Here is a 12,280-nt window from a genome sequence, read left to right as displayed (position 1 = left end):
GGCCATCATCCAGGCCGCCATGGACCGCGCGCGCCTGAAGAAACTGCAAGCCGAACAAGCCAGCCCCCAGCCCGACAGCCCACAACAATGAATCCGACCAAACGCCGCGAGATCTTCGAGCGCCTGCGCCAGGCCAACCCCACGCCCACCACCGAGCTGGAATACACCACGCCGTTCGAGCTGCTGATCGCCGTGCTGCTGTCAGCCCAGGCGACCGATGTGTCGGTGAACAAGGCCACGCGCAAGCTCTATCCGGTGGCCAACACCCCAGAGGCCATCTACCGCATGGGCGTGGACCAACTCATGCCCTATATCCAGACCATCGGGCTGTATCGCACCAAGGCCAAGAACGTGATCGAGACCTGCCGCATCCTCATCGAGGAACACGGCGGCGAGGTACCGGAGTCGCGGGAAGCGCTGGAAGCCTTGCCGGGGGTCGGCCGCAAGACCGCCAACGTGGTCCTCAACACGGCCTTCGGCCATCCCACCATCGCGGTGGATACGCACATCTTCCGCGTCTCCAACCGCACCGGCATTGCACCGGGCAAGGATGTGGACGAAGTCGAGCGCAAGCTCATCAAGTTCGTGGCCCCGGAATTCCGCCAGGATGCGCATCACTGGCTGATCCTGCATGGCCGCTACACCTGCATCGCGCGCAAGCCGCAATGCTGGAACTGCCTGATTGCCGACCTCTGCGAATTCAAGCAGAAAACGCCACTTCCGGCCAAGGGCGTCTGAGAACGCGCTAGCGCGGAAGCCCGTACAGACGCGTGACCGGCACCCAGCGCTGGTCCTGAACTTCATACAGGGTAAAAGTCGGGTTGAGCAGATCCCCTTCCTCGTTGAAGGCCACCGGTCCGCTCACGCCCTCGAAGCGCAGCCGGTGCATGGCCCGAGCAACCGCATCCGGATCGATGCTGCCGGCCTGGCGCAGTCCCAGCAGGATGGACTGCGCCGCTTCATAGGCGAAGACCGCATAGAGGTCGATGTCGGAATCGAAAGCTTCGCTGTAGCGCTGGCGGAACTGCCGCCAGCCGGGCATCTTGTCCTGTGGCGGCCCCGGCTCCAGTATCAGCGTGCCATTGGCATCGGGTCCGGCCCGCATCAGGAAAGGCAGCCCCAAGGTCCCGGGCGAGGCCATCAAGCGAGCGTCGATCTTCAGGCGCCGGATGGACTTGGCCAGCACCCCGGCCTGCCAGTCCAGTCCGCCGAAGAAGATCAGGTCGGGCTTGAGCGCACGCGCCTGCAGCAATGGCTGGTTGAAATCCGAGGTCTTGTCGCTGACGTTGAAATGCGCCAGGACCTTGCCGCCCTGCGTCTCGATTTCACGCCCGAACTGTTCGGCCAGGCTCTGGCCGAACGGCGTGCGGTCATCGATGATCACCACGGAGCGCACCGCCAGCTTGTCGACTACGTAGCGTGCCGACCAGCGCCCCAGGCTTTCGTTGTTGGGAATGGTGCGAAAAATGCGCGGATAGGACAGTGCCGTGAGCTTGCGGCTCATCGCCGAGGGCGTCACCTGGATCACGCCGGCAGCATGGTAGAGCGGCGCGGCCACCAGGCTAGTGCCGCTGGTCCAGTGCCCGACCACACCGATGACGCGCTGGCCGACCAGATAGCGCGCCACGTATTCGGCCGTGCCCGGATCGGCGCGATCATCCTGGGCCACCAGCTTGATCCGGTAATGCTTGCCAGCGATGACCACACCGCGCCGGTTGGCCTCATCCAGCGCCAGTTGCACGCCATTGCGCATGCTGCGGCCCACGCCCATGGAGGGGCCGCTCAAGGGGCCGGCAAAGCCGATGGCCAGGGTGGATTCGTCGGCCGGCTGCTCGTCGCTGGCCGTGCTCGCCTTGGCCGACGCCGAAGGGGCCGCCAGCGCAGCCTGCGCGCAGCAGCCCAGCAGGGCCAGCACGATACAGAGCAAGGGCCGCGTCCATGTCCGGGGACGGCGCACAGGCCGAATCAGGCTTCCGCCAAAAAGCATGCATGCTTCCTTCTCGCTGCCCGGCCTTGCGTTTACCCCCATCGCGCCAGGGCGATGCGGCCGGGTACTGCATTGGATGGATTATTCAGATGCTTGTCGTAGGGAAAGAATATTACTTCATCTGGACCTGTCGTGCCGCAGGCCTTGGCCGGCCTCCTGAAGCGGGCGGCAGACCAGCGTAGAATAGCGCTTTATCCCCGATTGATGCACCGCCATGTTCACGCCGTCCCAGCACGATGTCCGCCGCTTCTTCTGCGAAGCCTACCGCAAGCACCAGGGCAACCAGGTACTGACGCCCCTGGAAGCCATCGCCCGCGACTGGATCCTGCAGCATCCGGAATACCATGATGCCCTGCGCGACGTTGAGGAAGCGCTGGCGGCCGACTATTCGATCGAACGCGGCCAGAGCAATCCCTTCCTGCATCTGTCGATGCACCTGTCGATCACGGAACAGATCTCCATCGACCAGCCCCCCGGCATCCGTGGCGCCTTCCAGCTGCTGGCCCAGCGCCGTGGCTCGGAACACGATGCCCATCATGAAATCATGGAAGCCCTGGGGGAGATGATCTGGAATGCCCAGCGCAATGGCTTGCCGCCGGATGGGGCGGCTTATATCGAGAATATCAAGCGGCGGGCACAGGGATAAGCCTTCACGCGCACAACAAAAAGCCACGCCGCAACTCTCTGCCGGCGTGGCTTTCTTTCATACGCAACAGGCGCAGCTTACTTGCGCACCACCAGGCTGCCCGGCAGACTGTGCAGATAAGCCGCGATATCGTTGATGTCGCGATCCGTGAGCGGCTTGGCCTGGCCGGACATGATGGCGTTGTTGCGGCCATTCATGGCGGTGTCGCCCCGGCGGTAGGCCGTCAGGGCATGCTTGAGGTAGTCCGCATGCTGGCCGGCCAGCTTCGGGTAGCCCGGATCGATGGGCGAGTTGTAGTCCTTGCCGTGGCAGGAGGCGCAGTTGTACTTCTCCACCAGCGCACGGCCATTGGCCACATCGGCGGCACTGGCCGCTTGCGACAGCAGGGCTGTGGCGCCCAGCAGCGACAGGGCAATCAGGTTCTTCTTCATCTCGTGGCTCCCCTCACTTCTGCTGCGAATAGTAGGCGGCCAGGTCGGCGATGTCCTGGTCCGACAGGCTGGCGGCCACGCCCATCATCGAAGGATGCTTGCGCTCCCCCTTCTGGTAGGCGCGCAGCGCGTTCTCGATGTACTTGGCGGACTGCCCGCCCAGCATCGGCACCTGGTAGACCTCGGGATAACTGGCTTTATAGCCGGGGATGCCATGGCAACCAATGCACATGGAGACTTTGTTTTCAGCGGCCTTGGCGTTGCCGACGATGTCGGCCGCAGATGCACTGCCGAGCACGCCAGCCAGGGCAAGAAACACGAGGTGTTTTTTCATGTGAGCAGGGTAAGTGATTGGACTTCCCATCCGCCCCGCCTCAACCTCGGCGCGGCGGACACCCGACGAAACGCATCTTTTGCTGCCAGCGGCAAACTTTATCGTGCTTGTTCGATTGCCCTGGTATTGCAGGTTTGGCTCTTCTGCTATGGCTCAACCGGTGTTTCGGCTCAAGCTTGTCTCTCCACTCCCCCTGCCTTGCGCAAAAAACGCTTTCGATTCTAACCAATAAAACCGGCAGCGTCATCCCTGCCCGCAAACCCTCCCTAACAGACGCAATCGCCCGCCAGGCAAGGCCGGGCGGGCGATCGACGCATTATATGCGCTGCAATATTAACGCTATGGCATCTGGCTGATGCCAACGCTAGGCGACATGCCGCGTAGCCTGGACGTGCATATCTTGCCCAGGCTCAAGTGAAGCCAGGCGCGGTTGCCGGTTGTCCTGGCGCGCGCCGCCCTGGCCGTCATCGTCGTCGTCCTCGTCTTCTCCGGCGTCATCCTGCACTGCCGCATCCGTTTTTTGCGGAAGAATGAAGAACAAGGGCCGGACGACGAAACGGCGCAACACCGCCCGCATGGCGATATTGCGGGCGCGGCGCGGCAAGTCGCGCGAGCGCAGCGCCAACGCCAGTGCGCAGGCGAAGGCCACCGCCACCGACAACAGGGCCGTCGCAGCCACACCGCCGGCAGCCAGCCAGAAGGCGGGCGTCATCAGGATTTCCCAGCCGAGGCTGAAGACTGCGGCGGTGAGCGTACCAGCAGCCAAGGTCACATGACGGATATCCAGCGGCAGGCTGAAGAAGGCCGCCACCACCGGTGCCAGCCCCAGCAGCACGGCCAGCGACAGGCTACCGGCGATGGTGGCCACGTTGCGCTCCAGCCAGGCGGCGCAGCGCTGGGCGCGCATGGCGCCGAGACCGTGCACCAGGCGGCGATGGTTGGACACCACTTCCCGTACCCGGCGCAGGGCAAACCAGTTGTCGGCAAAGCCGGCCGCGAGACTGGCCAGCCACAGCAATACGCCGGTCAGCGCGGCATACAGGGGCGTGGGGCCCACCAGCGAGAGCGCAGCGATGGCCTGGCGCGCCTCGTTGGCCGGCATCGGCTGGCTGCCCAGCGCGAACCAGCCCAGGGCACACAGCGCGGCGGTGACCGGAATCACCGCCAGCAGATTGCCAAAGATGCCCGCCGACTGCGAACGCAGCAGCTGACCGGATTCGGCAATCAGGTCACGCATGCCCTCCGCATCCAGGTCTCCCATGCGCGAGGCCAGGGCCGGTGCGGTCACGGCCGGCTGGCGCGTGGCCAGCACGCCGCCCAGCGCGGCAATGAGCAGGAAACTGGCGGCGTAATTCAATGAAGCCAGCGCGCCATCGACGAAGTGCACCACGCCCAGCGTTGACAGGCTCTGCTTGACCAGCGCCGTGGCGGCGATGACCGCACCGCCCACCAGACCGGCCCGCATCACCCGGCGATAACCGGCACCGTCGCGGGCGATGGCCTGCTCCCGGTGATCGGCATTGCGCTCGACCATCTTGCGCGCCAGCAGGGCAAAACTGCGCCGCATCAGGCCGCGTACCGAGTCGCGGTGATGGTGGGCGGAGATCAGGTCGCACAGCAGCAACTGCATGCGCCCGGCCCCGGCCAGCGCCGCTGGCCGCGCCACCATGCCGGGCACGGCCGGGCTGATGACCGGACCAGGCACGCCGGAGCGCACATCGATGAGCCGCCCGATGCGCTGCAAGTGCGCGCGCATGCGTTCGACGCGATACACCAGGCTCACCGAGACGCCGTATTCATCCAGGTGCGCGTAGATGCGGTCGGTCTGCGCATGGCACACCGCGACCAGCATGCGCACGCTGCGCAGGGCGCCGAGGTCGCCCGGCTGGGCGCGCAGCCAGGCTTCCATCTCGCGCCGCAGCGCGAGGAAAGGCGTGGCGCGCATGGGCATCTTGGGTTCCAGCCGCTGGCGGAAGGCCGGGCTGATGCCATCGGCCACCACCGTGGTGGTCAGATAGGTGATGGCTTCCTCGATCTGCTGCCAGTACATGTGGGAGATGCCGTCATCGGCCATCAGCTTCCACAGCCGCTGCAGCAGTTCATTGTCCAGCTCCAGCAGCCAGGCGGCATCGTCCGGATCGGGGAACATGGCCGTGAACAGCGAAGAGAGGTCAGTGGGCGAAAGGTGGCGCGGCAGGATCAGCCGGGCCAGGCGTTCGCTCAGTTCGCCGAAGAAGCCGGGTTCGTGCGGCAGGCCAGTGGTGGAGAAAAGTTCGGGGCCGTTGGCTTCGCGCAAGGTCTTCTGCAGCGCGTTCTGGACCGCGCGCCGCACGTCGCGGTGCTGGTCCAGCCAGTCCAGCATGATGGCCAGCCGCTGGCGACGCACCTGGTGCCAGGCCTGGCGGTCCAGCAGCGACACCGCCGGGCGATGGCGCAGCCATTCAGCCACGTCGATCATCCAGTTGGCCCGCTCGTGCCAGCTGGCCGCCGGGTCGATGCGGCGCATCAGGACTTCCAGCTGCCGGCCGACATCATGCCGGTCCATGTAACGCGCCTGCATGCCGTGACGCATTCGTCTCCACACCACCAGCATCTTGAAGAAAAGAAATTTCATGGGCAGTGAGCGCCTGGGGCGCTGTCAGTTTGTTGCATGCGTAGCCCTTGATATAGGAACGATTGAGCAGAATTCAAGCCGTCGCAGGTGCGCCGGATTTGGCCGGCTTTTCCCTTATACTCGAAGAAATGTCCGGCGCGGCTGCTGCAATGCCGCATCTTCCCGGCAATCCAACCACAGCAACCTGACAAGGACAGCATCCATGCCAGATCATTCCGCCGCTTCATCCCATCCAGGCAAATTCACCGGCAGCGACAACTACGTTGCCACCGACGACCTCAAGCTGGCGGTCAATGCCGCCCTCACCCTGCAGCGTCCGCTGCTGATCAAGGGCGAGCCCGGCACCGGCAAGACCATGCTGGCCGAGGAAGTGGCCGCGGCCCTGGGCCGCCCGCTGCTGCAGTGGCACATCAAGTCCACCACCAAGGCCCAGCAGGGCCTGTACGAATACGATGCGGTCTCGCGCCTGCGCGATTCACAGCTGGGCGACGAGCGTGTCAAGGACATCCACAACTACATCGTCAAGGGCGTGCTGTGGCAGGCCTTCACGGCTGAGGAGCCAGTGGTGCTGCTGATCGACGAGATCGACAAGGCCGACATCGAATTCCCCAACGACCTGCTGCGCGAAATCGACCGCATGGAGTTCTACGTCTATGAGACGCGCGAACTGGTGCGCGCCAAACACCGGCCGCTGGTGGTCATCACCTCCAACAACGAGAAGGAATTGCCGGACGCCTTCCTGCGCCGCTGCTTCTTCCACTACATCAAGTTCCCCGACAAGGAGACCATGCAGCAGATCGTCGATGTGCACTTCCCGCACATCAAGCGCGACCTGCTGGCGCGGGCGCTGGACGCTTTCTACCAGGTGCGCGAGGTACCGGGCATCAAGAAGAAGCCCTCGACCTCGGAACTGATCGACTGGCTCAAGCTGCTCATGGCCGAGGACATCCCGCCAGAAGCCCTGCACAGCCAGGACAACAAGGCCGTGGTCCCGCCCCTGCATGGCGCGCTGCTCAAGAACGAGCAGGATGTGCACCTGTTCGAGCGGCTGGTCTTCATGTCGCGCAACAACCGCTGAACCTGCCGCCATCCACCGGAGCCGCCATGCAATTCCTCTCGCCGATCACCCTGAAGGGCCAGTTCGCCACGATCGAGCCGCTGCATCCCGAGCACCACGATGCGCTCATTGCCGCCGTGTCGGATGGCAAGCTGTGGAAGCTCTGGTACACCGCCATCCCCAAGCCGGAAAACATGCGCGCCGAGATCGAACGCCGCCTGCACCTGCAGCAGCAGGGCAGCATGCTGCCCTTCGTGATCCGCCGCAATGACACCGGCGCGCTGTGCGGCATGACCACCTACATGAATGCCGATGTGGCCAACCGGCGCGTGGAGATCGGCTCCACCTGGTATGCCGCCAGTGCCCAGCGCACCGGCATCAATACCGAGTGCAAGCTGATGCTGCTCACCCACGCCTTCGAGGACATGCACTGCATCGCCGTGGAGTTCCGCACCCACTGGATGAACCAGCAGTCGCGTGCCGCCATTGCGCGGCTGGGGGCCAAGCAGGACGGCATCCTGCGCAATCACCAGCGCATGCCGGATGGTTCCTATCGCGATACGGTGGTGTTTTCCATCATCGAATCGGAATGGCCGACGGTGCGCCGCCATCTCCAGTTCAAGCTGGGCCGCTGAGGCGGCTGCGGGATTGCATTCATGCTGATCGATTTCTTCTACACCGTGAAACAGGCTGGCGTGCCGGCCTCGATCAAGGAATTCCTGACCCTGCTGGAGGCGATGGACAAGCAGGTCATTTCCCCTTCGCTGGATGAGTTCTACTTTCTCTCGCGCCTGACGCTGGTGAAGGACGAGGCGCACTTCGACAAGTTCGACCGTGCCTTCGGGGCCTACTTCAAGGGGATAGAAACGATCTTCGAAAAGCGGCCGGAGATTCCGCTGGAATGGCTGGTCAAGCAATTGCAGCGCGATCTCACGCCCGAGCAGAAGGCCGCCATCGAGAAGTTCGGTTACGACAAGCTGATGGATCGCCTGAAACAACTGCTGGAAGAACAGAAGGAACGCCACGAAGGCGGCAGCAAGTGGATCGGTACCGGCGGGGTTTCTCCCTTCGGCCACGGCGGCTTCAACCCGGAGGGCATCCGCATCGGCGGCAAGGGCGGCCAACGCAGTGCAGTGAAGGTGTGGGAAGAACGCGAATACAAGGACTACGACGGCGAACGCGAACTGGGCACGCGCAACATCAAGGTGGCGCTGCGCCGCCTGCGCCGCTTTGCGCGTGAAGGACTGGACGAAGAGCTGGCGCTGGACGACACCATCCGCGCCACCGCCAGCAACGCCGGCTACCTCGACATCCGCATGCAGCCCGAGCGCAAGAACAAGATCAAGGTCTTGATGCTGTTCGATGTGGGCGGATCGATGGATGACCACATCGCCCGCACCGAAGAATTGTTCTCGGCGGCCCGCACCGAGTTCAAGAACATGGAATTCTTCTACTTCCACAACTGCGTGTATGACTACTTGTGGAAGAACAACCGCCGCCGCCACGCCGAGCGTTTCCCGACCTGGGATGTGCTGCGCAAGTACACGCCGGACACCAAGCTCATCTTCGTGGGCGATGCCACCATGAGTCCTTACGAAATCGTGCAGCCGGGCGGTTCGGTGGAATACAACAATGCGGAGGCGGGTGCAGAGTGGCTGCAGCGTTTTACTGGCACCTTCCCGCATTTCGTCTGGCTCAATCCCGAGCCGGAAGGCCTGTGGCAATACCGGCAATCGATCGCACTGATCCGCCAGCTCATGAACAACCGCATGTTCCCGCTGACCATGGATGGGCTGGAGGGAGCGATGCGATTGCTCAGCAAATGAGGCAATACGGTCCTGACTCAACCAAACCCCGTTCGGACTGAGTAGCCGCTTGCGGCGTATCGAAGACACGCCGTCGGGCAAACATCGGAGCGCCTTCGATACGCCGCGACGCGGCTACTCAGTCCGAACGGTGTGTATAGAGCCAGGCGACAATGGGTGTGCCTTCTCAGGCAGCAACAGGGGTATAGCCCGCTTCCTCGATGGCCTCGGCAAACTGTTGCGCCGGCAGGCTGCTGTCGATGACCACGCGCTTGTCGGCCACTGCAATATCGACCTTGGCATTGGCGTCCACGTCCTTGACAGCCTTGGTGATGACGCCTGCACAGTGGTTGCAGGTCATGTCGTTGACGGTGAAGGTGGTGCTCATGGCGTTTCCTTTCATGAAATGAAGTCAATGATGGAAGCTTAAACCTTCCCACCACGGCAAGGTCAAGCGCAGCTTTGTGCATCCATGCGACAATCAGGCTTGACCTTGCCATCATGGGAAGGATGATGATGCAGGCCTTGATCCATCCTTCCGGAGTCGTTGCCATGTCCTCTTCCTCCCCTGCTGCCGCCGAGATCAGCCTCGATATCGAAGGCATGAGCTGTGCCTCCTGCGTGATGCGCGTGGAGAAGGCACTCAAGAAAATCCCTGGCGTGACCGAAGTGAGCGTCAACCTCGCCACCGAGCGCGCCAGCATCGCCACAGCCGCAGCCGTGGCCCCGGCTGCCCTGATTGCCGCCATCGAGAAGGCCGGCTATCAGGCGCACCAGCACATCCCTGAAGAAACCGCCGCGCCGGCCAGCGCCAAGAAACAGCTGCCAAGCTGGTGGCCCGTGGCCGTCTCGGCCGCGTTGTCACTGCCGCTGTTGCTGCCCATGCTGCTGGCCCCGCTGGGCATCAGCTGGAGCCTGCCCCCGCTGTGGCAATGGCTGCTGGCCACGCCCGTGCAGTTCTGGCTGGGCTGGCGTTTCTATCACGCCGGATGGGGCGCGCTGCGCGCGCGTTCCGGCAACATGGATCTGCTGGTGGCGTTGGGGACCAGTGCGGCTTACGGGCTATCGGTCTGGCAATGGCTGAGCATGCCGGCCATGGGCGAGCACGCCATGGCCATGCCGCATCTCTACTTTGAAAGCTCGGCCGTGGTCATCACCCTGGTGCTATTGGGCAAATGGCTCGAAGGCCGCGCCAAGCGCCAGACGGCCGACGCCATCGCCGCCCTCAATGCGCTGCGTCCCGACCGTGCCCGCGTGCGCCGTGACGGACAAGACATCGACGTGCCGCTGGCCCAGGTGCGCGTGGGCGACCTGGTGGTGCTGCGTCCGGGCGAACGCGTGCCGGTCGATGGCATCGTCAAGGAGGGCCGCAGCCATCTGGATGAAGCCCTGCTGACCGGCGAGAGCCGCCCGCAACCCAAGCAAGCCGGCGACCAGCTGGCCGCCGGTGCCATCAATGCGGAAGGCGTGCTGCTTTTCGAAACCACCGCCATCGGTGCCGAAACCATGCTGGCGCGCATCGTGCGCATGGTGGAACAGGCGCAGGCGGCCAAGGCGCCGATCCAGCGCCTGGTGGACAAGGTCAGCGCGGTCTTCGTGCCTGCGGTGCTGCTGCTGTCGGCCCTGACCTTCCTCGGCTGGGGCCTGGCGGCAGGCGACTGGCAACAGGCCCTGCTCAATGCGGTGGCGGTGATGGTGATCGCCTGCCCTTGCGCACTGGGCCTGGCCACGCCCACGGCCATCATGGCCGGCACCGGCGTGGCCGCACGCCACGGCATCCTCATCAAGGATGCGCAGGCGCTGGAGATCGCACATCGGGTCGACGTGATCGCCTTCGACAAGACCGGCACGCTCACCTTGGGCCGTCCGCGCCTGACTGAACTGCAAGCCGCTGATGCCGCCGGAAAGGATCAGGAGCATGCCTTGCTGGCCCTGGCCGCCGCCCTGCAAGCCCGCAGCGAACACCCGCTGGCGCGGGCCGTGCTGGAAGCGGCTGCGGCACACACCGACATCTCGATCCCGCAAGCCGGCCAGGTACGCAGCGTGGCCGGGCTGGGCATCGAAGGCCATGTCGATGGCCGCGCACTCTGCCTGGGCAGCAGCCGCTGGATGCAGCAATTGCAGGCCAGCGCCCCGGCCCTGCAAGCGCGTGCGGACCAGTTGCAGGCACAGGGCCGTACCCTGTCGTGGCTGGCCGAACGTGAGGCAGGCCATGTGCGCATCCTGGGCCTGCTGGCCTTCGGCGACGAGATCAAGCCCGGCGCGCAGCAAGCCATCGCCACCCTGCATGCGCTGGGTATCCGCACCGCCATGCTCAGCGGCGACAACCGGGGGGCCGCACAACAAGTGGCCGCCACACTGGGCATTCAGGATGTGCGCGCCGAAGTGCTGCCCGGCGACAAGGCCGAAGCGGTCGCTGCCCTGCGCGACAACGGCGCGCATGTCGTGGCCATGGTCGGCGATGGCGTCAACGATGCCCCGGCGCTGGCTGCCGCCGATGTGGGCATCGCCATGTCCACCGGCACCGACGTGGCCATGCAGGCCGCCGGCATCACACTGATGCATGGCGATCCCGGCCTGGCGGCAGACGCCATCGACATCTCGCGCCGCACCTACGGCAAGATTCGCCAGAACCTGTTCTGGGCGTTCATCTACAACCTGGTCGGGATTCCGCTGGCGGCGCTGGGCCTGCTCAACCCGATGCTGGCCGGGGCAGCGATGGCGTTTTCCAGCGTGAGCGTGGTCAGCAATGCCCTGCTGCTGCGCCGCTGGCGTCCGCATGGCCCCGCAAAAATGGAGAAGTGAACATGAATATCGGAGAAGCCGCCACTGCCTCGGGCGTCTCGGCCAAGATGATTCGCCATTATGAAGAAACGGGCCTGATCCCCAAGGCCGGCCGCACCGATGCCGGCTACCGCGTCTATGCCGAGCGCGACGTGCACCTGCTGCGCTTCATCCGCCAGGCGCGGCAACTGGGGTTTTCCATGCCGCAGGTGAGCGACCTGATCGGGCTGTGGCTGGACCAGTCGCGCTCCAGCCGCAAGGTCAAGCAGCTGGCCCAGACCCACATCGGCGAACTGGAGCAGCGCATCCGCGAACTGCAGACCATGAAGGGCACGCTGGAACGCCTGGTGCAGGACTGCCATGGCGACCATCGCCCCGACTGCCCCATCCTCGATGCCCTCGGCGCGCAGCCGGACTGCTGCGCCCACGCGGAGTCGCAGGCATGAGCGTGCTGCGCTGGGGCATCATCGGCTGCGGGGCCGTCACCGAAAAGAAAAGCGGCCCGGCCTATCGCAGCACGCCCGGTTTCGAACTGGCCGCCGTCATGCGCCGCGACGCCGCCCTGGCCGCCGACTACGCGCAGCGCCACGGCGTGCCGCGCTGGTTCGACGATGCCGATGCG

General features: G+C 64.6%; 13 protein-coding genes. 8 read left to right on the top strand and 5 right to left on the bottom strand.

Annotated features, from left to right (window positions below; all coding sequences use genetic code 11):
• Nucleotides 1-87: 87 nt before the first annotated feature.
• Nucleotides 88-738, top strand: coding sequence for an endonuclease III (nth, locus tag B3873_RS16295; RefSeq protein WP_039787592.1), 651 nt, complete (start codon nt 88-90; stop codon nt 736-738).
• 7 nt (nt 739-745) lie between these two features.
• On the opposite strand, the gene B3873_RS16290 is transcribed toward nth, so the two are convergent.
• On the bottom strand, nt 746-1,927 hold the full coding sequence (locus B3873_RS16290; RefSeq protein WP_286867318.1) for a branched-chain amino acid ABC transporter substrate-binding protein: 1,182 nt from the start codon (nt 1,925-1,927) through the stop codon (nt 746-748).
• A 274-nt stretch (nt 1,928-2,201) separates the two neighbouring features.
• On the opposite strand from B3873_RS16290, the gene B3873_RS16285 reads away from it, so the two are divergent.
• Nucleotides 2,202-2,633, top strand: a complete 432-nt coding sequence (locus B3873_RS16285; RefSeq protein ID WP_039787595.1) for a DUF1841 family protein — start codon at nt 2,202-2,204, stop codon at nt 2,631-2,633.
• A 77-nt stretch (nt 2,634-2,710) separates the two neighbouring features.
• Here B3873_RS16285 and B3873_RS16280 read toward each other — a convergent pair whose 3' ends face one another.
• From B3873_RS16280 to B3873_RS16270, 3 genes are all read right to left on the bottom strand, one after another.
• Nucleotides 2,711-3,064 (bottom strand): c-type cytochrome, encoded by a 354-nt coding sequence (locus tag B3873_RS16280; RefSeq protein WP_039787599.1) that lies wholly within the window; start codon nt 3,062-3,064, stop codon nt 2,711-2,713.
• Between the two features lie 13 nt (nt 3,065-3,077).
• Nucleotides 3,078-3,398 carry a c-type cytochrome gene (locus B3873_RS16275; RefSeq protein WP_039787601.1) on the bottom strand — a complete coding sequence of 107 codons (321 nt, stop codon included), beginning with the start codon at nt 3,396-3,398 and terminating at the stop codon, nt 3,078-3,080.
• 364 nt (nt 3,399-3,762) lie between these two features.
• Nucleotides 3,763-6,012, bottom strand: a complete 2,250-nt coding sequence (locus B3873_RS16270) for a site-specific recombinase (RefSeq protein ID WP_276842321.1) — start codon at nt 6,010-6,012, stop codon at nt 3,763-3,765.
• A gap of 202 nt (nt 6,013-6,214) precedes the next feature.
• Here B3873_RS16270 and B3873_RS16265 point away from each other — a divergent pair, with 202 nt between their 5' ends.
• The 3 genes from B3873_RS16265 to B3873_RS16255 are packed head-to-tail and all read left to right on the top strand — an operon-like array spanning nt 6,215 to nt 8,895.
• Nucleotides 6,215-7,090: an AAA family ATPase gene (locus tag B3873_RS16265; protein WP_134221913.1), complete on the top strand. Its 876-nt coding sequence runs from the start codon at nt 6,215-6,217 to the stop codon at nt 7,088-7,090.
• A 26-nt stretch (nt 7,091-7,116) separates the two neighbouring features.
• Nucleotides 7,117-7,704, top strand: a complete 588-nt coding sequence (locus B3873_RS16260; RefSeq protein WP_039787606.1) for a GNAT family N-acetyltransferase — start codon at nt 7,117-7,119, stop codon at nt 7,702-7,704.
• Between the two features lie 21 nt (nt 7,705-7,725).
• Nucleotides 7,726-8,895 carry a vWA domain-containing protein gene (locus B3873_RS16255; protein ID WP_039787607.1) on the top strand — a complete coding sequence of 390 codons (1,170 nt, stop codon included), beginning with the start codon at nt 7,726-7,728 and terminating at the stop codon, nt 8,893-8,895.
• 166 nt (nt 8,896-9,061) lie between these two features.
• On the opposite strand, the gene B3873_RS16250 is transcribed toward B3873_RS16255, so the two are convergent.
• Nucleotides 9,062-9,262, bottom strand: coding sequence for a heavy-metal-associated domain-containing protein (locus B3873_RS16250; RefSeq protein WP_039787609.1), 201 nt, complete (start codon nt 9,260-9,262; stop codon nt 9,062-9,064).
• A 164-nt stretch (nt 9,263-9,426) separates the two neighbouring features.
• On the opposite strand from B3873_RS16250, the gene B3873_RS16245 reads away from it, so the two are divergent.
• From B3873_RS16245 to B3873_RS16235, 3 genes are all read left to right on the top strand, one after another.
• On the top strand, nt 9,427-11,679 hold the full coding sequence (locus tag B3873_RS16245) for a heavy metal translocating P-type ATPase (protein WP_286867314.1): 2,253 nt from the start codon (nt 9,427-9,429) through the stop codon (nt 11,677-11,679).
• 2 nt (nt 11,680-11,681) lie between these two features.
• Nucleotides 11,682-12,104 (top strand): Cu(I)-responsive transcriptional regulator, encoded by a 423-nt coding sequence (gene cueR / locus B3873_RS16240; RefSeq protein ID WP_121038801.1) that lies wholly within the window; start codon nt 11,682-11,684, stop codon nt 12,102-12,104.
• The coding region (locus B3873_RS16235) for a Gfo/Idh/MocA family oxidoreductase (protein WP_286867313.1) at nt 12,101-12,280 on the top strand (180 nt) is incomplete at its 3' end. The genes cueR and B3873_RS16235, both read left to right, overlap by 4 nt.

This window comes from Herbaspirillum sp. UBA812 (genome assembly GCF_002296545.1).
GTDB classification, from domain to species: domain Bacteria; phylum Pseudomonadota; class Gammaproteobacteria; order Burkholderiales; family Burkholderiaceae_D; genus Herbaspirillum; species Herbaspirillum huttiense.
This window is presented reverse-complemented; position numbering and strand designations above follow the sequence as displayed.

What these genes read in the sequence shown, in the direction of transcription:
- nth (WP_039787592.1), top strand. Translation starts at nt 88, where the DNA reads ATGAATCCGACCAAACGCCGCGAGATCTTCGAGCGCCTGCGCCAGGCC.
- B3873_RS16285 (WP_039787595.1), top strand. Translation starts at nt 2,202, where the DNA reads ATGTTCACGCCGTCCCAGCACGATGTCCGCCGCTTCTTCTGCGAAGCC.
- B3873_RS16280 (WP_039787599.1), bottom strand. Translation starts at nt 3,064, where the DNA reads ATGAAGAAGAACCTGATTGCCCTGTCGCTGCTGGGCGCCACAGCCCTG.
- B3873_RS16275 (WP_039787601.1), bottom strand. Translation starts at nt 3,398, where the DNA reads ATGAAAAAACACCTCGTGTTTCTTGCCCTGGCTGGCGTGCTCGGCAGT.
- B3873_RS16270 (WP_276842321.1), bottom strand. Translation starts at nt 6,012, where the DNA reads ATGAAATTTCTTTTCTTCAAGATGCTGGTGGTGTGGAGACGAATGCGT.
- B3873_RS16265 (WP_134221913.1), top strand. Translation starts at nt 6,215, where the DNA reads ATGCCAGATCATTCCGCCGCTTCATCCCATCCAGGCAAATTCACCGGC.
- B3873_RS16260 (WP_039787606.1), top strand. Translation starts at nt 7,117, where the DNA reads ATGCAATTCCTCTCGCCGATCACCCTGAAGGGCCAGTTCGCCACGATC.
- B3873_RS16255 (WP_039787607.1), top strand. Translation starts at nt 7,726, where the DNA reads ATGCTGATCGATTTCTTCTACACCGTGAAACAGGCTGGCGTGCCGGCC.
- B3873_RS16250 (WP_039787609.1), bottom strand. Translation starts at nt 9,262, where the DNA reads ATGAGCACCACCTTCACCGTCAACGACATGACCTGCAACCACTGTGCA.
- B3873_RS16245 (WP_286867314.1), top strand. Translation starts at nt 9,427, where the DNA reads ATGTCCTCTTCCTCCCCTGCTGCCGCCGAGATCAGCCTCGATATCGAA.
- cueR (WP_121038801.1), top strand. Translation starts at nt 11,682, where the DNA reads ATGAATATCGGAGAAGCCGCCACTGCCTCGGGCGTCTCGGCCAAGATG.